This window comes from Streptomyces sp. NPDC005808 (genome assembly GCF_042871385.1).
GTDB lineage: Bacteria > Actinomycetota > Actinomycetes > Streptomycetales > Streptomycetaceae > Streptomyces.
The window spans coordinates 85407-104914 of record NZ_JBIAIK010000006.1 but is presented as its reverse complement, the minus strand read 5'-3'; the positions used below and the strand labels follow the sequence as shown (position 1 = coordinate 104914).

18 protein-coding genes, 1 pseudogene and 1 riboswitch are annotated in these 19508 nt (G+C 67.9%); of the genes and pseudogenes, 15 read left to right on the top strand and 4 right to left on the bottom strand.

All coding sequences use genetic code 11. The features are described from left to right. The first annotated feature begins 9 nt into the window (after window positions 1-9). Window positions 10-570: a suppressor of fused domain protein gene (locus ACFYPC_RS15455; RefSeq protein WP_388675478.1), complete on the top strand. Its 561-nt coding sequence runs from the start codon at window positions 10-12 to the stop codon at window positions 568-570. Between the two features lie 261 nt (window positions 571-831). Here ACFYPC_RS15455 and ACFYPC_RS15450 read toward each other — a convergent pair whose 3' ends face one another. Beyond that, complete coding sequence (locus ACFYPC_RS15450) at window positions 832-1602, bottom strand: transposase (RefSeq protein WP_388675475.1); 771 nt, start codon at window positions 1600-1602, stop codon at window positions 832-834. Between the two features lie 76 nt (window positions 1603-1678). On the opposite strand from ACFYPC_RS15450, the gene ACFYPC_RS15445 reads away from it, so the two are divergent. Next, window positions 1679-2059, top strand: coding sequence for a hypothetical protein (locus tag ACFYPC_RS15445; RefSeq protein WP_388675473.1), 381 nt, complete (start codon window positions 1679-1681; stop codon window positions 2057-2059). Between the two features lie 515 nt (window positions 2060-2574). Here ACFYPC_RS15445 and ACFYPC_RS15440 read toward each other — a convergent pair. Continuing rightward, window positions 2575-2805, bottom strand: a pseudogene (locus ACFYPC_RS15440) (site-specific integrase); the annotation flags it as partial. An 870-nt stretch (window positions 2806-3675) separates the two neighbouring features. Further along, complete coding sequence (locus ACFYPC_RS15435; protein ID WP_388675470.1) at window positions 3676-3837, bottom strand: integrase; 162 nt, start codon at window positions 3835-3837, stop codon at window positions 3676-3678. A 614-nt stretch (window positions 3838-4451) separates the two neighbouring features. Between ACFYPC_RS15435 and ACFYPC_RS15430 the strand changes: the two genes are divergently transcribed. The 5 genes from ACFYPC_RS15430 to ACFYPC_RS15410 all read left to right on the top strand — a co-directional run bounded on the left by ACFYPC_RS15430 (window position 4452) and on the right by ACFYPC_RS15410 (window position 8432). Continuing rightward, the gene (locus ACFYPC_RS15430) at window positions 4452-5279 is read left to right on the top strand and encodes a glycoside hydrolase domain-containing protein (RefSeq protein ID WP_388675467.1); all 828 of its coding nucleotides are present in this window, start codon (window positions 4452-4454) and stop codon (window positions 5277-5279) included. 56 nt (window positions 5280-5335) lie between these two features. After that, the gene (locus ACFYPC_RS15425) at window positions 5336-5665 is read left to right on the top strand and encodes a hypothetical protein (protein ID WP_388675464.1); all 330 of its coding nucleotides are present in this window, start codon (window positions 5336-5338) and stop codon (window positions 5663-5665) included. Window positions 5666-5775: 110 nt separating this feature from the next. Continuing rightward, a complete protein-coding gene (locus tag ACFYPC_RS15420) occupies window positions 5776-6375 on the top strand; it encodes a hypothetical protein (RefSeq protein WP_388675461.1) in 600 nt (199 codons plus the stop codon). Window positions 6376-6535: 160 nt separating this feature from the next. Next, a complete protein-coding gene (locus ACFYPC_RS15415) occupies window positions 6536-7192 on the top strand; it encodes a SurA N-terminal domain-containing protein (protein WP_388675458.1) in 657 nt (218 codons plus the stop codon). A gap of 214 nt (window positions 7193-7406) precedes the next feature. Next, entirely contained in the window at window positions 7407-8432 is a 1026-nt protein-coding gene (locus tag ACFYPC_RS15410; protein ID WP_388676203.1) for a nucleoside triphosphate pyrophosphohydrolase, read from the top strand. Window positions 8433-8451: 19 nt separating this feature from the next. Here the strand turns inward: ACFYPC_RS15410 and ACFYPC_RS15405 are convergent, their stop codons facing one another. Then, window positions 8452-9663 carry a globin domain-containing protein gene (locus tag ACFYPC_RS15405; protein ID WP_388675455.1) on the bottom strand — a complete coding sequence of 404 codons (1212 nt, stop codon included), beginning with the start codon at window positions 9661-9663 and terminating at the stop codon, window positions 8452-8454. Between the two features lie 189 nt (window positions 9664-9852). Between ACFYPC_RS15405 and ACFYPC_RS15400 the strand changes: the two genes are divergently transcribed. The 8 genes from ACFYPC_RS15400 to ACFYPC_RS15365 all read left to right on the top strand — a co-directional run bounded on the left by ACFYPC_RS15400 (window position 9853) and on the right by ACFYPC_RS15365 (window position 19313). Next, a complete protein-coding gene (locus ACFYPC_RS15400) occupies window positions 9853-11145 on the top strand; it encodes a cytochrome P450 (protein WP_388675453.1) in 1293 nt (430 codons plus the stop codon). 260 nt (window positions 11146-11405) lie between these two features. Further along, a complete protein-coding gene (locus tag ACFYPC_RS15395) occupies window positions 11406-12293 on the top strand; it encodes a transglycosylase family protein (RefSeq protein WP_388675450.1) in 888 nt (295 codons plus the stop codon). Window positions 12294-12488: 195 nt separating this feature from the next. Continuing rightward, a riboswitch (cyclic di-AMP (ydaO/yuaA leader) is annotated at window positions 12489-12653 on the top strand. Window positions 12654-12657: 4 nt separating this feature from the next. Continuing rightward, complete coding sequence (locus tag ACFYPC_RS15390; RefSeq protein WP_388675447.1) at window positions 12658-13368, top strand: transglycosylase family protein; 711 nt, start codon at window positions 12658-12660, stop codon at window positions 13366-13368. Window positions 13369-13807: 439 nt separating this feature from the next. Beyond that, on the top strand, window positions 13808-15094 hold the full coding sequence (gene eno, locus ACFYPC_RS15385) for a phosphopyruvate hydratase (protein WP_388675445.1): 1287 nt from the start codon (window positions 13808-13810) through the stop codon (window positions 15092-15094). A gap of 108 nt (window positions 15095-15202) precedes the next feature. Further along, window positions 15203-15679 carry a septum formation initiator family protein gene (locus ACFYPC_RS15380; protein WP_388675443.1) on the top strand — a complete coding sequence of 159 codons (477 nt, stop codon included), beginning with the start codon at window positions 15203-15205 and terminating at the stop codon, window positions 15677-15679. A 169-nt stretch (window positions 15680-15848) separates the two neighbouring features. Further along, entirely contained in the window at window positions 15849-16424 is a 576-nt protein-coding gene (locus tag ACFYPC_RS15375; RefSeq protein WP_388675440.1) for a DUF501 domain-containing protein, read from the top strand. After that, a complete protein-coding gene (locus ACFYPC_RS15370) occupies window positions 16421-17374 on the top strand; it encodes an exopolyphosphatase (protein ID WP_388675437.1) in 954 nt (317 codons plus the stop codon). Before ACFYPC_RS15375 ends, ACFYPC_RS15370 begins: the two co-directional genes overlap by 4 nt. Window positions 17375-17900: 526 nt before the next feature. After that, the gene (locus tag ACFYPC_RS15365) at window positions 17901-19313 is read left to right on the top strand and encodes an NAD(P)/FAD-dependent oxidoreductase (RefSeq protein WP_388675435.1); all 1413 of its coding nucleotides are present in this window, start codon (window positions 17901-17903) and stop codon (window positions 19311-19313) included. Window positions 19314-19508 lie beyond the last annotated feature (195 nt).

Sequence of the window (19508 nt, the reverse complement as noted above, 5' to 3'; positions counted from 1 at the left end):
GGTGGCAGAATGCAAGAACGTGAAATCGATGCGCACCTTCGCGGAATGTGGCCCGACCGGCAGCATGAGGATTTTCAATGGACGGCAGGGCCTGTCCAAGAAAGACTTCCGGGGTTTCACGTTCGCCGTATTGCCCCGCTTCGGCCCCGAGAGAGCTGGGTCTATGTATCAATCGGCGGCTATCAGGCGGGTGTGCCTCGACGTGAATTCGTGATTCTCTCCCCAGTGGAGTCCGTGCGGCACGTGGAGAGTCTGGCCATGGTCGCGTATTTCCACTCACTGCCCGGTCACAGAGTGGAAATTGGCTCCATCGTGAACCTTGGTCACCCATGGCTCGAAGGCTCCGAGGCCGATCGTTTCTTGGCGTCGCCTCCCTATTCCCTGGAGCATGAATTCTGGCGGACGGGGGACTCCGGTGAGGATGTGGAATTCACGTGGCTGGTTCCCATCTATTCCGAAGAGTCCGAATATGCTAAGCGTCGAGGTATTGAGGCGTTGGAAGAGAGGCTGGAGAAGCGTGGGGTCAACCTCGTGGATCCGCGCAGAACCTCTGTCGTCGGTCGCTGGTAGGCCAGACGCTGATCAGTTCCCTCGAAGACTCAGCGGCTCCTTCGCCTCGCCGCGCTGGAGGTTTTCCCTCGGTCCGTCATGACGCCACTTGGCTAAGGGCGGTCAAGGCCGTCCTGCCTCGGGGGTCGACGTTGACGGTGTGGTTCAGGGGTGCGGCAAGAGTCATGCGCAGGGTTCCTTTGGAGGGCCTCGCACAGCCCTAAGGCCTGTCCCGTAATGATCGAACGGCTGAGTCGGGCTGCTCTGGCGTGGCCTCCTCGTCTATCCAGCAACAGTGAGGTTGTGGAGGTGGGCGATGCCGAGCATGGCGTGATGGACGCCGTCGCCCTTGAGGCGGCAGTCGCGGAGGATCTTCCAGCCCTTCATGCGGGCGAAGGTGTGCTCCACGCGGGCACGAACCTTGCGGTGGGAGGTGTTGTGTTCCTCCTTCCAGGCTGGGAGTTCGGTCTGGCCGCGTTCACGGCGGTGTGGGATGACCACGCCGGTGCCGCGGTAGCCGCCATCGGCAATCACGGTAGTACGGCCGACGGCGGCCTTCGCGCCGGAGAGCTCCCATGCCTTGCAGTCGTTACGGTTGCCGGGTAGAGGTCTGCCGATCACGACGACGAGTCGGGTTTCGGCGTCAATGACGACTTGGTGGTTGGTGGAGTAGCGGTAGTTCTTCGACTGCTCGGCCACTGTGTGGTCGCGTGTGGGCACCAGGGTTCCGTCCACAATGAGGACAGTGTCCGGACGGAACCGTTGGCGTGGCTGGAACGCGAGAAGGGGTCCGAGGTGGTCGATGATGCGGTCGGCCGCGGACTTCGAGATCCCGAACAGCGGCCCGAGCTGGCGCAACGTCAGGTTGGTACGCCAATATGCCGCGACCAGCAGGACCCGGTCCTCCAGCGGCAGGCTCCAAGGCCGGCCGCGTCGGACGGCATCTGCTCCCTCACGGCGCAGCTTGGTTACTAACTTGCGAAAGTAGCGCGGGCTCAGCCCGGCGAACGGCGTTATCCAAGACGGGTTGGACGCCGTGATCACACCAGCCATGCGGCAGATCATTTCAGTTGCTGATCTCCCTCCGTCCAGTTGAGCATGGGTGCCAACGAAGCAAGGAGGCCGATGGATGGGGCTCATGCTCTGCCCTGCAGACGACGACGTGGCCAGCCCGGACATCTCGTGGTCGCACTACGGGTTCAATCTGTTCAGGGAGTGGCTGGCTCAAATCGAGGGATTCGCTCTTCCCGAGATGGTCGGCTTCGGTGGGAAGCGCGCGTGGAGCAGCATCGCCACCACGCTGGCGCCGCTGCTCAACCATCCAGACGACGACGGCGACCTTGCCCCCGCTCAGTGCGCGGCCGTGCTGCCACGGCTAGAAGCGATCGTCGGCGAGCGGCCACAAGTCGCCGACGATCCCGTCCTCCAACGGCGCATCGATGACACCCGCCAGCTGATCGATGTCTTGAAGTACTGCGTGGATAAGGGCGTCCCGCTCGACTTCTGCTGACTACCGGACCCAGCAGTTTCCCGCCCTGGCCGGCCGGTAGTTACGGGACAACCCTTAGGGTGAGTGGTAGCAGTGGTACTGAGCGCTTTCTTCAACGGGGACTGGCTTTATGGCGAGATCAACGGGAAGCGTTCGGATCTAGGCATATAGCGAATTGAATGGTCCTCGTTTGCGCTATCTAGTGGCTCTGAAGATGGGGCTGAATAGGCCCCACTGGACTTGCTTCCGGTGGGGCCTTTCGTGCCATCTTGGAGCTCGGTTCATGGAGTGCGCAAAGGTATCCACGATTATCGTGAGGCGAGCTAGTTAGATGAACTCTGAACCCTTGGTTAAGGTAATCGGCGCTGCGATTATGTTGCTTGAGGATTCTGGTTCCGACGAAGTCGATGCGGACACGGCGGTTCGGGGGGTTGAAGGTATCGGTTATGAGCTCCTACAGCTGAACGGGAAACGATCGATTGGACTTCCTTGAAATGGTCGATCGAGTTCGTGGTGGAGCTTTTGCGACTGGGCGCGGTCGGCAGGGCGATGCGGCGTTCGGATGCCCGGGTCTTGGTGGGGAGCGTGGTGAGCCCGCCGACGCTGGTGCGCTGGAGGGTGCGGCGGGCGGCGGCGGTGCCGACGTCGAGGTCTTCCCTATGGAGGCCGAGGAGTCTCCCTTGCGGAGTTCCGATGTGGAGGGCGAGTTCGAACAGCGCGTGCAACCAGTGGCCGCGCGTGGCCACGAGGAGTTGTCGGGCTTCGTCGGGAGCCACGCCGGTCTTGGTGCACAATTGCGCGGCACCTAACATTCGGATTTCTCCGGCGGCATCGGACTGGGCCACGAAGGGTGCGCACATGCACGTTGGAAGTTCCGAAATACGAGTCTTCCCGAATGGTGATGGAGGAGTCGGTTTCGAAGGGATTCGCCTCAGTAACGGAATGGCTAGCACGCGTGATGTGGCGACTGCCCGAAGTGCCACCATGAACAATCCAGAGCTTAAGGCCGACCTTATCGGGCAAGGCGCGATCTGCTATGGCCGATATGAATGACCACAACTGGGGAAATTCGCTCAACCGGGCGCCTGAAATGCACTTCCTGATCAAGGCGCTGGAGAAGATCGAGTGACGGCCATCAGCTTCCTTGCGCGTGCGGCAGAGACGGGAACCGTCGCAGGTCTGGGCCTCGGTAGCTCGGCTGAACAGGTCCGCGATGTCCTCGGAGACCAGTGCGTCGCAGACCGCAGGAAGAAGTCTCTCCGTCTGGACTACGGTCTTCTGGAATTCAGCTTGTTCGCTGGATCCTGCGAGGGTATCGCTCTCCAGGTTCATCGGCTAACGGGCCGGCCTGAGCAGGTTATTCCGGATGTCTTGAGGCCCTCCCTTTCTGAGCTCTCGCGAACGGTCTCGTTCGAAGCTCTGCGTAGAGAAATCGAAAGAGATGGCTCCTATTCCCTGGAGGAGTTCCGGAGGCAACCTGGATATCGGTGCTATCGCATCGCGAAATCTCACGTGATTCTCTTCGTCGTTGATGAATTTGCGAGCGAAGGTGAGTCGCTCGCGCCTGGCGACCTGTGGTCGATCATGATCTCTGGGCGCAGTTGACGGCAACGCTGACGGCAACGCGGGCGGACGGGTCAGCGGGGTGCTGCGGCGAGGGGCGCATCGCTATCACCCGGGCTGACGTCCTGGCGGAGTGCGCTGCCGAGGGCGTCGATGGCTTGGCGTTGGAGGCGGAGGCGTACGTGGGCGTAGACGCCGGCGGTGACGCCGATGTGGGCGTGGCCGAGGAGTTCCACGGCGCCTCTCGGGCCCGGTGACACCACCCCCCGGGTCATGCCTTCGACAGGGGGGAACAGTCATGCCGGGCACGGAGGCCAGCGGTCCCGATGCGGAACCGCGAAGAAGATAACGGGGGGCTTGCTGCTGCGGTCCAGGACCGGGTGGTGGCGCTCCAATTGGGCGGGGGACTCGATGAGTTCGGCGCAGTGGTCGGGTGGACGGTTCCTCGTATGCCACTGCGCGGACGCGTGGGGCGGGTACCCCGCTGGGTGACGATCTCTTCGGGCGGGGCGGGAAGCTGCTGTGGTGCGAGCTCGGCGCGGCCGGCCGGGGCGTCGCCGCGTGATCGCCGGACCTGGGCTGCCGTACGTGTGCTGCGGGCACCCGGCCGGCGTGAGCCGCACTACTTTGCCGTGCCTTGAGGGAATCTTGTGGCGATCAAGATCCTGTGTTTTCCATGTGCAGCCGTGGGGTCGGTTACGGTTCGATTCGCCCCGGGCGCCGGGGGTCGCGCGCCTTTCGCCGGTGCGTCGGATGGGCGCCGTCTCAGGGGCTCAATTGTCTTCGGTATGCACGTCCGGCATGCGCGTTCCGCGTGCCGTGACGCGCGCGTGTCATGAATGGGGTGGGGATGTCCGAGCACCGGATGTCGAAGAAGCGTCGCTACATCGCCTGGGCCACGGCAGGCGCAGCCGTCGTCGCCGGAGCCGGGATCGCCGCGCAGACCTCGATGGCCGCCACGACCTGGCCCGCGCAGAAGACGTACACCGGCCGCGCCTTCGACACCTGCGCCGCGCCCTCGCTCAACGCGATGAAGGCCTGGCACGGCGGGCTCTACGGAGCCGCCGCCGTCTACATCGGCGGCAAGAACCGCGGCTGCAGCCAGCCCAACCTCACCGCGTCCTGGGTGAAGTCGGTCAGCACGGTCGGCTGGAAGCTCATCCCGCTGTACGTCGGTGCCCAGCCGTCCTGCCAGACCGGTTCCAGCCCCGAGAAGCTCACCGCCTCCACAGCCGCCTCGCTGGGCACCACCGACGGTGCGGACGCGGTGGCCAAGGCGGCGGCCCTCGGCATGAAGGCCGGCAGCCCGATCTACCTGGACATGGAGTCGTACGACATCACGAACACGGCGTGCAACAACGCGGTGTTGACGTACGTACGCGCCTTCGACAAAGAGCTGCACGCCAAGACGTACCGCACCGGGTACTACGGCTTCAGCAGCTCCAGCGCGAAGGCCATCGCCCAGGCGACCGACCGCACGGACCTGCCGGGCAACCTCTGGTACGCCCTGTGGGACAAGCAGAACACCACGACCACCGACTGGCCGTTCGCCGCCACCCAGTGGACCAACCACAGCCGAGCCCACCAGTACCTCGTCAACAGCAAGGAAACGCGGGGCGGTTACACCATCACCGTGGACCGCGACGCGTGGGACGCGCCGGTCGCCATCACCGGCTGAGCCCGAGCCATCAGTCTGATCGGCCGATGTCTTGAGTGAGGGAGTGGGAGCGGGACATGAGGGTTGAGCGCGTGCCCGTGATCGGGCGGCCGTTCGTCGTCCGGGCAGGGCTGGCGGCGATTCCCGTCGCCAGCCTCGGGCTGTTGTGTCCCGTTCCCTCCCTCGTCATCGCCCTTCGGCGGGGGAGCCGCGCCGACTGGACCGCCTTCGGGGTGTTCTGCGCGGTGCTGGTGGCGTGGCTGATGGAGCTCGCGTTCACGCCCGAGACCACCCACGGGCTGGAGTTCGCGGACGACCTGCTCCTGATCCTGCTGTCGATGGCGGGCGCCGCGGTGCACGCCTGGACGGTCTGGCCCCGGCGTGCGGGACGCGTCGGGCACCCGTAGCCCCGTAGCCCCAGCAACGCCCCGTAGCGCAAGGAAAGTACGAGAACCAAGTGGTCAAGCGGGTCAGACAGGTGCCGCCGGCACGGCGTGCGAAAGCGGCGCGCGATGCCATGCGGGAGTCACGGCTCACAGCGGGCGCGAAGTCCGTCGTCCTGTGGCTGCGGGTGTTGAGCGGTCGGCAGATCGTGCTGGTGACGGGCGCTGTGGTCGTGACGGCGGCCGTCGTCGTCAGCGGGTACGTCCTCTCGCGCGGCGACGGGAAACGGCAGTTGCCCGACACCCAGGCCCGCAACTACCAGGATGTCGACGCCTGTCTGCTGACCGGGCAGACGGGTATCACAGCTGGGACCACCGACGCCGAGGTCTGGCAGGGCATGCAGGACGCCTCCCTCAAGACGCACGCACGCGTCAGTTACGTAGCCGTGGCCGGTGAGCAGTCCACGGCCAACGCGCGGCCGTACCTCAACGGCCTGCTGCAGCGCTCGTGCGACGTGGTGCTGGCAGCCGGAAAGCCCGAGGTGACCGCCGCCGCGCAGACCGCTCCGCAGTACCAGAAGGTCGGCTTCGTACTGGTGGGGGACGGTGGGACAAGCTCGAAGAGCGCCACGAAGGCCACGAACGTCACTGTCGCGCACGCCGGTGGCGGGCTGCGCGCCGAGGTCGCCGGGGCCGTCGAGCGTGAAGTGCGGGAACCGAACGCGCGCGGCTAGCGGACGGACGTCCGGGACGAGAGCCTCCCGGGGGAGCACGGCAGTACCCCAACTCTCGACGAATCGTTGGTCGAATGGCTGGCCGAGAGACGAGCCACTGCCTACCATCGATCACCGCAAGACTTTGTGCACCGCCGCACAATCTCCTCGGGAGGCTTCCTTGCACCGCCGCCGCACCGCGCTCGTCCTGTCCGCCGCGATCGTCGCCGCGGCCCCCCTTCTCACCGCCTGCGGCAGCGAGGCGCATCCCGGTGCCGCGGCCGTCGTCGGCGGGCAGCGGATCACCGTCGCGCAACTGGAGAGCCGTGTGAACGAGGTGCGCACGGCACAGCGCGCCGCCTCCACGGACGAGGCCCAGTACAAGCAGGCCGTCTCCCAGACCAGCAGCCTCACCCGCGACACCCTGCACACCCTGGTCCTCGACCGGGTCCTTGACGAGGCCGCCAAGAGCGCGGGCGTGAGCGTCACCCGCAAGGACACCCAGCAGCTGCGCACGTCCCTGGAGGAGCAGGCGGGCGGCTCGAAGGCGCTGGAGTCGGCCTGGCTGCAGCAGTACGGGGTGGCGCCCAAGCGTCTCGACGACAGCCTCCGCACCGAGATCGAGGCCCAGAAGCTGGCCGCCGCGATCGGCGCCGACATGAACACCACCGAGGGCCAGGCCACCTTCTGGAAGGCGATGTCCGAGGCCTCCAAGAAACTGGACGTCGACCTGAACCCGCGCTACGGCGCCTGGGACGTCCAGAAGAGCAGCCGCGTGGATGTGAAGACTCCGTGGCTGCGGGAGGTCACGGCGGCCCAGACGCCGGAGACGGCGTGACGGACAGCCGCGGGCACCGGGCCGGGGCTGTGGATAAAAGGTTCCGCGTCCGAGCCCGTTGCCGACGTCGCACGGCCGTCCGACCGGGGAACGGGCGGGGTGGCCGCCTGGCCTGTGGATAACCGGCGGGGCGGTCGGCGGCGTGGGTTACGTTCGGGGGGTGAACGCAACCAGCTTCGACGGCGGCCCGGACGCGACCGGCACCGATGCCCCTGTGCCCGGCACCGACACCCCTGTGCCTGACGCCGCTGCCCCCGCCCCCGGCACCCCCGCCCCCGGCCGTATCGTCCTGCTCACCACCAGCCACCGCGTTGCCCCCGGCCTGCTGTCCTGGCCCGCCTGGCAGGCGCTGCGCGGCGCCGATCAGGTGCTGTGCGCGGACGGCGCCCACCCGCAGCTGCCCTACCTCCGCGAGGCGGGCATCACCGTCGACGAGACAGCGCCGAACGCGCAGGAGCTGATCGACGCCTGTGCCGGCGGCCGCACAGTGGTCGTCGTCGCCACCGGTGAGGGCGAGCCCCGGCTGACCGACGGGCTGTCCCGGCTCGCGGGCTCCGGCCGCATACAGATGCCGGACCTGGAGCTGCTCCCCGCCTCGTACGACCTGCCGGGAGCCCGCTTCCTCGACCTCGTCCAGGTCATGGACCGCATCCGCGTCGAATGCCCCTGGTCGTCCCAGCAGACCCACGAGGGCCTGGCGAAGTACGGCATCGAGGAGGCGTACGAACTCGTCGAGGCGATCGAGGAGGGCGACCGGGACGAGCTGCGGGAGGAACTCGGCGACGTCCTGCTCCAGGTCGTCTTCCACGCCAGGATCGCCGAGGAAGGCGGTCCGGAAGACGAGGACGCCCCCTTCTCCATCGACGACGTCGTCGGCGGCATCGTCACGAAGCTGATCCACCGCCACCCGCACGTCTTCGGCGACGAGACCGCCACGACCCCCGAGGAGGTCAAGGAGCACTGGCTGCGCACCAAGGCCGAGGAGAAGCGCCGGACGTCCGTGACGGAGGGCATCCCGCTTGGCCAGCCGGGCCTGGCACTGGCGGCGAAGCTGGCATCCCGGGTGCGTACGGCGGGACTTGAGGTCGAACTCCCCCGGGGCGAGGGCGTCGGCTACGAGCTCCTTGCCATTGCCGCCCGCGCCGAGGCCGAGGGCGTCGACCCGGAGACGGCACTGCGATCGGCGGCACGCGCGTACCGCGACGCGATCCGCGCGACGGAGCGAGCCGGGGAGGTATGAGGCCCACCCGGCACCGGGGTCACGCGCTCGGTGCGCGGCCCGATGGGTTGTGCCAGCTCGGTTGCGGACGGTCGAGCAGCCATTCCGCCGTGCCCAGCGGACGGGTGCGGTCTTCGGCGGTCGGCGCCAGGACGTCGTGGAAGATCCGCTCGGCCGGAGTGCCAAGACCGGGAAGCTCGGCGCCGATCTCCTCGACCAGCCCGGGCGGACCGGCCAGATAGACCTCGTGTCGCTCCCAGCCCGCGCGGTTGCCCAGCGCGGTCAGCAACCGCTCGGTCGCCTCCGCTCTGGGCCGGCCGGGCGCGGGGGTGATGAACGTGACGGAGAGCAGCGGGAGTCGGGCCTGAAGGCGTTCGACGGCGGACCGGTCGTACAGATAGGAGGTGTCCCGGGCGACGAGGAAGAGCCGGGCCTCGTGCGTGGCGTCCAGTTGTTGCAGCAGTGCCTTGACGGGTGCCCACCCCGTACCGGCCGCGATGAAGGTCAGCGGCCGCTCGACGGGCGTTCGCAGGGTCATCCCGCCGCCGGGCGCGCCGAGCCGCAGGATGTCTCCCTCCCGGGTCCGCCGGACCAGAGCGGTGGAGAGCACGCCGCCCTCGACCTGGCTGATGTGCAGGTCGAGGGTGTGGTCGGCGCGGGGCGCGTTGCCCAGCGAGTACGGGCGCCAGATGCCGGGCAGATGCGGGGCGTTGACGCTTACGTACTGGCCGGGGGAGAAGCGCAGCCGTCGGTCGGGCCGCAGGGTCAGCACGGCGAGATCGTCACCGTGCCGGGTGCGGGACACGACTTCGGCGTCCCACCAGGGCGGTTCACCCTGCTGCTGCGATTCCCAGGCGCCCTGGAGCATGACGTTGGCGATCGCCCCGTACGCCTCGGCCCACGCCTTCTCGACGTCCGCGTTCCACGCCGAACCCGCGACGAAGGTGAACGCGGCGATCAGGCTCGCCCCCACGGCGGCGTAGTGGTCCGGCTCCGCCAGATACTTCCGGTGATCCCGCCCCAACTCCCGCAGGTACCCCGGCAGCGCGGGATCCCCCAGCCGCTCCATCACATACGTCAGCGCCGCGAACAGCCGGTCCCGCTGCCGCTCCATGTCCTCCGGAAAGTCCAGCGGAAACAGCCCGCGTACGCCCGGGTTGTGCCGGAACAGATGCGAGTAGAAGTACTTGACCGCGAACTCGGCCCGTCTCTCGACGACCGCGAAGCTGGATCTGAGTATTTCGGGGTCCACTTCGCGACTGTAGGGACTTGTCGAGCCGCGAAGTCAAACAGCAGGTGATTTACGGACAGCTCGGGGTGAAGAGGGCGAGGGGTGGAGAAAGGCCCGCTGAGTACCGCTGGTAGGCGGCCGGCACCGGTTCAACACCGGTCGGCGACTGGCCGGACAAGGCATCCCCGTCTCCCCGGATACCGTCAGGGAGTGACCGAGCACCTCAGCCCCGCAGGCCCCGCACCCGAACTCTTCACCTGGGAGTTCGCCACCGACCCCTATCCGGCGTACGCCTGGCTTCGTGAGCACGCGCCCGTGCACAGGACCCGGCTGCCCAGCGGGGTGGAGGCCTGGCTGGTCACCCGGTACGTCGATGCCAAGCAGGCGCTCGCGGACGGACGGCTCAGCAAGAATCCGGTGCATCACGTCGAACCCGCCCACGCGAAAGGGAAGACGGGCATCCCGGGTGAACGCAAGGCCGAGTTGATGACGCATCTGCTGAACATCGACCCGCCGGACCACACCCGGCTGCGCCGGTTCGTCAGCAAGGCGTTCACGCCCCGCCGGGTGGCCGAGTTCGCGCCCCGTGTGCAGGAGCTCGCCGATCAGCTCATCGACCAGTTCGTGGAGAAGGGGTCCGCCGACCTGATCCACGAGTTCGCCTTCCCGCTCCCCATCTACGCCATCTGCGACTTGCTCGGCGTCCCCCGTGAGGACCAGGACGACTTCCGGGACTGGGCGGGGATGATGATCCGGCACGGCGGAGGGCCGAGGGGCGGTGTCGCGCGGTCCGTGAAGAAGATGCGCGGGTATCTGGCCGAGCTGATCCACCGCAAGCGCGAGGCGCTGCCCGAACACCCCGCCCCCGGGGAGGACCTCATCTCCGCCCTCATCCGCGCCTCCGACGACGGCGAGCACCTCACGGAGAACGAGGTGGCAGCAATGGGGTTTATCCTACTATTTGCCGGTTTTGAAACTACCGTGAATTTGATCGGTAATGGCATGTACGCGCTCCTTACCCACCCCGAGCAGCGGCAGCGGCTGCAGAAGTCGCTTGCCGCCGGGGAGAGCGGACTGCTGGAGACCGGCGTCGAGGAACTTCTGCGCTACGACGGCCCTGTGGAGCTGGCCACTTGGCGGTACGCGACCGAGGCCGTGCGGCTCGGCGGGCAGGACATCGCTCCCGGCGACCCCGTCCTCGTCGTACTGGCGGCTGCGGACCGTGACCCCGGGCGTTTCGAGCAGCCGGACACGCTCGACCTCTCCCGCCGTGACAACCAGCACCTCGGCTATGGGCACGGCATCCACTACTGCCTCGGTGCGCCCCTCGCCCGGCTGGAGGGCCAGACCGCGCTCGCCACCCTTCTCACCCGCCTCCCCGACCTCCAACTCGCAGGGGATTCCGCCGATTTGCGCTGGCGCGGCGGGCTCATTATGCGTGGATTGCGCACGCTTCCAGTGGAGTTCACGGCTCCGCTCCAGTTGTCCGCCGGGCGGGCTTGAGGGACTTCGGGGTTCGCGAAAAGCTGACGATCAATCAACATTGTGATCTTCACGTGATCTACGCTGCATCGACTTGTGACAAGCGTTCGAGTGCGGATACGTTCAACGAACAGCGCGGATCATGCGTCGCAGACGTCGGCTGACGTCGCCGCATGTCGCTGTAGTCACCTGCTGTCACATGAAAGGGCTTCCGCATGCTCACCGGGAACGGCCGTCATCGTCGCCCCCGTCAGGCCCCGGCTCTCATTGTCGCGGCAGGAGTGACCGGATCGGCCATCGCGATCCCGTTGCTCGGTGCCACGAGTGCGAGCGCGGCCGACACCACCACCTGGGACCGCGTCGCGGAGTGCGAGACGGGTGAGTCCTGGAGCGAGAACACCGGCGACGGGTACTACGGCGGCCTGCATGTGACCCAGTGGGACTGGGAGAACTACGGCGGTCTTGAGTACGCCCCGAGCGCCGACCAGGCCAGCCGCTCGCAGCAGATAGCCGTCGCCGAGAAGATCCTGGACGGCCGGGGACTCGTCGCCTGGCCCACCTGCGGACCCCTCTCCGGGCTCAGCAAAAACTCCGCCTCGGTGGAGGTCGACACGGGCGTGGCGGGCGACTCGTCGTCCGGCGCGTCCGGTTCCGCGGACCCGTCCGCATCGTCCACCCCCTCTCCGACCGCCTCGCCCTCCACGGACGCGACCGAGGGCACCGGAAGCTCCACCAAGTCCGACACTCCGGACGCGGAGGCGAGTGCGGCAGCGAGCCCGGACACGAGCGCGGACACGAGCACGGACTCAAGTGCCACGAACGGTGATGAATCGGATAAGTCCACTCCGGCCGACGAGTCTTCGAGTGCGCCCGAAGATGAGGCGACCGGCGCCGGGCGTCACCGCGGTGACACCGCCGCCGAGGGCGCGACCGACGGCCGTACGGATGATGCCGCTTCGGGACGGCATGCCTCACGTGACTCCGACGCGGCTCGCGCTGTCGTCGACGGCTCGTACGTCGTTCAGGCCGGCGACAGTCTCTCGGCCATCGCCGACGCCCTTGGTCTCGACGGCGGATGGACCGAGCTGTACGCCGAGAACAAGGAAACGGTCGGCGCTGACGCGAACCTCATCCTGCCCGGTCAGAGCCTTGCAGTTGGTGCTGAATAGGGCGAAAAGCGGCGGGAGTTCACGTCATGTTTCGCCATGGAATGTCCACTTTGGCGAGAATGAGAGATGGATCTCAGACCCCCTGATCGTCTTTGATATTCCGCCGATCGCCTGTCTACGGTCGTGACCGCTCGCCACCGCGGGCCCCGACGGTCGCAACGCCGAATCCTGCCAACGGCCGTACGGGAACAGTCGTCGCGTCAAGCGCCGTAGGCAGGAGCGGGGGACCCAAGGTAAGCGCCGCGCCCGGTAGTTGACCGGGAGTGGCTTGGGGTGAAGCCGTGCACCGAAGCGTGCGCGACCGGGCACTCACCCGCCCGAACCCGACAGCTCACCTCGTAGGCGTCGGTGAGGGGATCACTTCATGCTGCGTTCGTGCAAGGGCAAGCACCGTCGCCCGACCGTTTCCAATCGGGTCACCCGTCTCGCCACGCTCGCCGGGGTGACCGGAGTCGCCGTTGCCGCCCCGCTGATGGCGGCCGGCACCGCCTCCGCCGCCACCACCTCCGAGTGGGACACCGTCGCCCAGTGCGAGTCCGGTGGCAACTGGTCCATCAACACCGGCAACGGGTACTACGGCGGCCTGCAGTTCTCCGCCTCCACCTGGTCCGCGTACGGCGGCGGCTCGTACGCCTCCACCGCCGACCAGGCCTCCAAGTCCCAGCAGATAGCCGTTGCCGAGAAGGTTCTGGCCGCGCAGGGCAAGGGTGCCTGGCCGAACTGCGGCACGGGCCTGTCGAACGCCGCGAACGACGCGGGCAGCACCACGCCTGCGCAGCCGAGCTCGCAGAGCACGCCGAGCTCGCAGAGCACGCCGAGCTCGGGGACCGACGAGCAGCGCGCCTCGCGTTCCACGGAGCGTGAGACCGCCAAGAAGGAGACCGTCGAGACCCCGACCGGTAAGACGGTCGAGAAGGGCGACGGCGAGTACAAGGTGAAGAAGGACGACACCCTCAGCGAGATCGCCGAGGCGAAGAACGTCAAGGGCGGCTGGCAGAAGCTGTTCGAGCTGAACAAGGACATCGTCGACGACGCGGACTTCATCTACCCGGGTCAGCAGCTCCACCTGAGCTGACGGCCGGGGTCGCCGGCCGACGGCGGTCGGCCGGCGACTTACAGCCGGTTCGTGCTTGAACCGCAGCTCGCCGGCTTACGGCTGGTTCGTGCTTGAACCGCAGCTCGCCGGCTTACAGCCGGTTCGCAGTTGAACCACAGCTCGCTCCTATACGTGGTCTCCATACTGAAGGCCTCGTGTGGGTCACCCCCGTCCCCCACGGGCTCCCCGCTCCGGTGCGTGTTCCCCCGTACGCACCGGGGCGGGGCTTTCTGCGTTTCCGGCAGCAGTCCCTCTCTCGCCGCCCCTCTTTCGTCACCTTTTTGTTCCGTTCGGGAACAATATTTACTCTCAGTTCTGCCCAAGAGGGGGTAGACCGGCTGGCCGATCCCTCGGAGCCGGTTAGGCTCATCCCGCGGGGCTGCCAGTCCCGCGTACCCGCGTCACATCCCAGAAGGAGATGCTCGTGCCGTCCATCGACGTCGTCGTAGCCCGGGAAATCCTCGACTCGCGAGGCAACCCCACCGTCGAGGTCGAGGTCGGCCTCGATGACGGCAGCACCGGTCGTGCCGCCGTCCCGTCCGGTGCCTCCACCGGCGCCTTCGAAGCCATCGAGCTGCGCGACGGTGACCCCAACCGCTACGGCGGCAAGGGTGTCGAGAAGGCCGTCCTCGCCGTCATCGAGCAGATCGGCCCGGAGCTCGTCGGCTACGACGCCACCGAGCAGCGCCTGATCGACCAGGCGATGTTCGACCTGGACGCCACCGACAACAAGGGCTCGCTCGGCGCCAACGCCATCCTCGGCGTCTCCCTCGCCGTCGCCCACGCCGCCTCCGAGGCCAGCGACCTGCCCCTCTTCCGGTACCTGGGCGGCCCGAACGCGCACCTGCTGCCCGTTCCGATGATGAACATCCTGAACGGCGGGTCGCACGCCGACTCGAACGTCGACATCCAGGAGTTCATGATCGCCCCGATCGGCGCGGAGTCCTTCTCCGAGGCGCTGCGCTGGGGCGCCGAGGTCTACCACACCCTCAAGAAGGTGCTGAAGACCAAGGGCCTGTCCACCGGCCTCGGCGACGAGGGCGGCTTCGCCCCGAACCTGGAGTCCAACCGCGCCGCGCTCGACCTCATCATCGAGGCCATCAAGCAGGCCGGTTACGTCCCCGGCGAGCAGATCGGGCTCGCGCTCGACGTCGCCGCGTCGGAGTTCTACAAGGACGGCAAGTACGAGTTCGAGGGCAAGTCCCGCTCGGCCGCCGAGATGACCGAGTACTACGAGGAGCTCGTCTCCGCGTACCCGCTGGTCTCCATCGAGGACCCGCTGTACGAGGACGACTGGGCCGGCTGGAAGGTCATCACCGACAAGCTGGGCGACAAGGTCCAGATCGTCGGCGACGACCTCTTCGTCACCAACCCGGAGCGCCTGGCCCGCGGCATCGAGGAGGGCTCCGCGAACGCCCTGCTCGTCAAGGTCAACCAGATCGGCTCGCTGACCGAGACGCTGGACGCCGTCGAGATGGCGCAGCGCAACGGCTTCAAGTGCATGATGTCCCACCGCTCCGGCGAGACCGAGGACGTCACCATCGCCGACCTCGCCGTCGCGGTGAACTGCGGTCAGATCAAGACCGGCGCCCCGGCCCGCTCGGACCGCGTCGCCAAGTACAACCAGCTGCTGCGCATCGAGGAGATCCTCGACGACGCCGCCGTGTACGCCGGCCGCAGCGCGTTCCCCCGTTTCAAGGGCTGAGCCCGGGCTTCGTAGGAAGCGTCGTACGTACGTCCCCGTACTCGGTCCCGTACCGTGTGCGGGGACGTACGCACGTGCAGGCAGGGACGGATCGGGGAGGCGGGACTCATGGCCGTGAAGGACCGGGACCGGTTCTCCACCGCGACCAGGCTGAAGCTGCTCGGCGAGCAGACGGCGGCCCGGGTCTACCGCTCCCAGACCAAACGGCAGGCCCGCCGCTCCCGCCTCACCGGCCGGGCGGCCCTGCTCGCCCTGGTCCTCTGCTCCCTCGTGGTGGCCCTCGCGTACCCGATAAGGCAGTACGTGTCCCAGCGCGCCGAGATGTCCGACCTGGTGCGGGAGCGGGAGCAGGCCCGCGCGCGGGTCGAACAACTGCGTGACCTCAAGGCGCGCTGGCAGGACGACGCGTACGCGGAGCAGCAGATCCGGGATCGGCTGCACTATGTGATGCCGGGGGAGACCGGCTACATCGTGATCGATCCGGAGGCCGCGAAGCAGTCCCGCGTCGACCAGGGGGCGGCCGACCGTCCCTGGTACGCGAACGTGTGGGACGGCGTGGACAGGGCCGACGCCGCCGACCGGTGAACGAACCGATCGATCGACCGACTGAGCCGGCGGACGGACCGGGGCGACCGATCGACTGAGTGGATCGGCAGACCGCCAGACCGCCAGACCGCCAGACCGCCAGACCGCCAGACCGCGAGACCGCCAGACCCGTTTGACCGACTGACCAGAAAGACATGTGACTCACGGCATGGAAACGCCACCGCCGCCCACCCCGCGCACCGAGCCGACCGACGCGGACGTCGAGGCCTTCAAGCAGCAGCTGGGGCGACCGCCGCGCGGGTTGCGCGCGATCGCGCACCGCTGTCCCTGCGGGCAGCCGGACGTGGTGGAGACGGCGCCCCGCCTTCCCGACGGGACGCCGTTCCCGACGACGTACTACCTCACGTGCCCGCGTGCCGCCTCCGCGATCGGCACGCTGGAGGCCAACGGGGTCATGAAGGAGATGACGGACCGGCTGGCGAGCGATCCCGAGCTGGCCGCCGCGTATCGCGCCGCTCACGAGGACTACATCGCCCGGCGTGACTCCATCGAGGTCCTTGAGGGCTTCCCCAGCGCGGGCGGCATGCCGGACCGGGTGAAGTGCCTCCATGTGCTGGTGGGCCACTCCCTGGCGGCGGGCCCTGGCGTGAACCCGCTGGGCGACGAGGCCATCGCGATGCTGCCGGAGTGGTGGCGCAAGGGGGCCTGTGTGGTTCCGTCACCCGAGACCGCGCACCAGCCCGGCGCCCACCCCTCCCGCGCCGAAGAGGAGGCCGCCAAGTGACCCGTGTCGCCGCCGTCGACTGCGGTACGAACTCCATCCGCCTGCTGGTCGCCGACGCGGACCCGGCGACGGGGGAACTCGTCGACCTGGACCGGCGTATGACGATCGTCCGGCTCGGCCAGGGCGTCGACCGGACCGGGCGGCTCGCCCCCGAGGCGCTGGAGCGCACCTTCGCCGCCTGCCGCGAGTATGCGGCGGCCATCAAGGAGCACGGCGCCCAGCGGGTGCGGTTCGTGGCGACCTCGGCCACCCGTGACGCCGAGAACCGGGACGAGTTCGTGCGCGGGGTGCTCGACATCCTGGGCGTCGAGCCCGAGGTCGTCACCGGTGGCCAGGAGGCGGAGTTCTCCTTCACCGGCGCGACCAAGGAGCTGACCGGGCGGGACGACCTCCCCAAGCCCTACCTGGTCGTGGACATCGGCGGCGGGTCCACCGAGCTCGTCGTGGGAGACGAGCAGGTGCAGGCCGCGTCCTCCGTGGACATCGGCTGTGTACGGATGACCGAGCGCCACCTCGTGCACGACGGCAAGGTCAGTGACCCGCCGACACCCACCGAGGTCGAGGCGATCCGTGCCGACATCGAGGCGGCCCTGGATCTGGCCGAGCGGACGGTGCCGCTCCGCGAGGCGCGCACGCTGGTCGGGCTGGCGGGCTCGGTCACCACGGTCTCGGCGATCGCGCAGAACCTTCCCGCGTACGACTCAGCCGCCATTCACCACTCCCGGGTCTCCTACGACCGGGTCCGCGAGATCACCGAGTCCCTGCTGGCCTCGACGCACGCCGAGCGCGCCGCGATCCCCTCGATGCATCCGGGCCGCGTCGACGTCATCGCCGCCGGTGCCCTCGTACTGCTCGCGATCATGGAGCGGATCGGCGCGGCGGAGGTCGTGGTCAGCGAGCACGACATCCTGGACGGCATTGCGTGGAAAGCGGCAGAAGAGCTCGAGTAGCACTTCACCTGCGATGCCCGACGGGTCGCCCGGGTCGCCCGGGTCGCCTGGGTCGCCCGGGTCGCCTGGGTCGCCGGGTCGCCCGGGTCGGCGCGGAGCCGTCGGGTGGCCTCTCCTGAGCAGGTCGAACAACGTATGAGCGCACTTGAGGGGTCTGGAAAACGCGTCCGCGACACGCCGCCGGAAAAGTTCGTGAAGTTCTTCACAAGGAAAAGGGCCCTGTTGGACGAGGATTTCGATCCGTCGGCCCCTCCGGGCGGCTCACCCGGCGGGGGAGGGTGCTCACGGGAGCGTCCGGGGCGTGTTTCGGGCGTGTGAAACGGGGGTCGCTCCGGCCCGTTCGCCGGACCCTCACGGAGGCGGAGCGGCAGCTCACGCGGTGTTGACAACGGTCCGAACCGCACGCGGGTTCCCTCGTGGCAACATGACCTCGGTCACGTGGGCCGCGCAGTGTAGCAGAGGGTCCGACCATGCTTGTGAAGGGGCTCACGAGCGACCCCCCTGGGGCAGGTGGATACTCGATGGCATGAGCACCACGGAGCGTCCCAGGATCCTCGTAGTAGGCGGTGGGTACGTAGGCCTGTACGCAGCTCGGCGCATTCTCAAGAAGATGCGCTACGGAGAGGCGACCGTCACGGTCGTCGACCCCCGGTCGTACATGACCTACCAGCCCTTCCTCCCCGAAGCCGCCGCCGGCAGCATCTCCCCGCGGCATGTCGTCGTCCCGTTGCGACGCGTGCTCCCCAAGGCGGAGGTCCTCACCGGTCGGGTCACCACCATCGATCAGGACCGCAAGGTCGCGACGGTCGCCCCCCTCGTGGGTGAGGCGTACGAGCTGCCCTTCGACTACCTCGTCATCGCGATGGGCGCGGTCTCGCGTACCTTCCCGATCCCCGGCCTCGCCGAGCAGGGCATCGGTATGAAGGGCATCGAGGAGGCCATCGGCCTGCGCAACCACGTCCTTGAGCAGCTCGACAAGGCTGACTCGACCACGGACGAGGACGTCCGCCGCAAGGCGCTCACCTTCGTCTTCGTCGGCGGTGGCTTCGCGGGTGCGGAGACCATCGGCGAGGTCGAGGACATGGCCCGCGACGCGGCGAAGTACTACACCAGCGTGTCCCGTGAGGACATGCGCTTCATCCTCGTCGACGCGGCGGACAAGATCCTTCCCGAGGTGGGCCCCAAGCTCGGCCTGTACGGCAAGGAGCACCTGGAGAGCCGTGGTGTGGAGGTCTACCTCTCCACTTCCATGGACTCCTGCGTCGACGGTCACGTCGTGCTCAAGAACGGCCTCGAGGTCGACTCCAGCACCCTCGTCTGGACGGCCGGCGTCAAGCCGAACCCCGTCCTGGCCCGTTTCGGTCTGCCGCTCGGCCCGCGCGGTCACGTGGACACCCAGACCACCCTTCAGGTGCAGGGCACGGACTACATCTGGGCCGCGGGCGACAACGCCCAGGTGCCGGACGTCGCCGCCCGCAACGCCGGTGTCGAGAACGCCTGGTGCCCGCCGAACGCGCAGCACGCGCTGCGGCAGGCGAAGGTGCTCGGCGACAACGTGATCTCCGGTATGCGGGGCTTCCCGCAGAAGGAGTACGCGCACGCGAACAAGGGCGCGGTGGCAGGCCTCGGCCTCCACAAGGGCGTCGCGATGATCGTCATGGGCAAGGTGAAGATCAAGGTCAAGGGCCGTCTCGCCTGGTACATGCACCGCGGCTACCACGGTCTCGCCATGCCGACGTGGAACCGCAAGATCCGCGTCTTCGCCGACTGGACGCTCGCGATGTTCCTCAAGCGTGAGGTCGTCTCGCTCGGTGCCATGGAGACTCCTCGCGAGGAGTTCTACGAGGCCGCCAAGCCGGCGCCCGCCCGTGCGGCCGCGGTGGCGCCCGCCAAGGCCGAGGAGCAGGCCAAGACCGAGCAGAAGGCCAAGGCCTCCTGACTTCAGGCTGGTCTGCTGATCTCGGACAGGCTTCCTGATCTCGGACAGGCCTCCTGACTTCTTCAGGCCGGCCTTCTGACCTCAGGCCTTCTGTCACCGAACGCCCCGAAGGGGCCTCCCGCCATCCGTGGTGCGGGAGGCCCCTTCGGCGTTTCCGCGCCTGCCGTAACGGCGATAAAAGCACCGCCCCTTCGA

Coding starts and splice junctions, on each gene's coding strand:
- ACFYPC_RS15365 (WP_388675435.1), top strand. CDS start 17,901: ATGAGCACCACGGAGCGTCCCAGGATCCTCGTAGTAGGCGGTGGGTAC.
- ACFYPC_RS15430 (WP_388675467.1), top strand. CDS start 4,452: ATGTCCGAGCACCGGATGTCGAAGAAGCGTCGCTACATCGCCTGGGCC.
- ACFYPC_RS15455 (WP_388675478.1), top strand. CDS start 10: ATGCAAGAACGTGAAATCGATGCGCACCTTCGCGGAATGTGGCCCGAC.
- ACFYPC_RS15390 (WP_388675447.1), top strand. CDS start 12,658: ATGCTGCGTTCGTGCAAGGGCAAGCACCGTCGCCCGACCGTTTCCAAT.
- ACFYPC_RS15425 (WP_388675464.1), top strand. CDS start 5,336: ATGAGGGTTGAGCGCGTGCCCGTGATCGGGCGGCCGTTCGTCGTCCGG.
- ACFYPC_RS15450 (WP_388675475.1), bottom strand. CDS start 1,602: ATGGCTGGTGTGATCACGGCGTCCAACCCGTCTTGGATAACGCCGTTC.
- ACFYPC_RS15375 (WP_388675440.1), top strand. CDS start 15,849: ATGGAAACGCCACCGCCGCCCACCCCGCGCACCGAGCCGACCGACGCG.
- ACFYPC_RS15420 (WP_388675461.1), top strand. CDS start 5,776: ATGCGGGAGTCACGGCTCACAGCGGGCGCGAAGTCCGTCGTCCTGTGG.
- eno (WP_388675445.1), top strand. CDS start 13,808: ATGCTCGTGCCGTCCATCGACGTCGTCGTAGCCCGGGAAATCCTCGAC.
- ACFYPC_RS15445 (WP_388675473.1), top strand. CDS start 1,679: ATGGGGCTCATGCTCTGCCCTGCAGACGACGACGTGGCCAGCCCGGAC.
- ACFYPC_RS15380 (WP_388675443.1), top strand. CDS start 15,203: ATGGCCGTGAAGGACCGGGACCGGTTCTCCACCGCGACCAGGCTGAAG.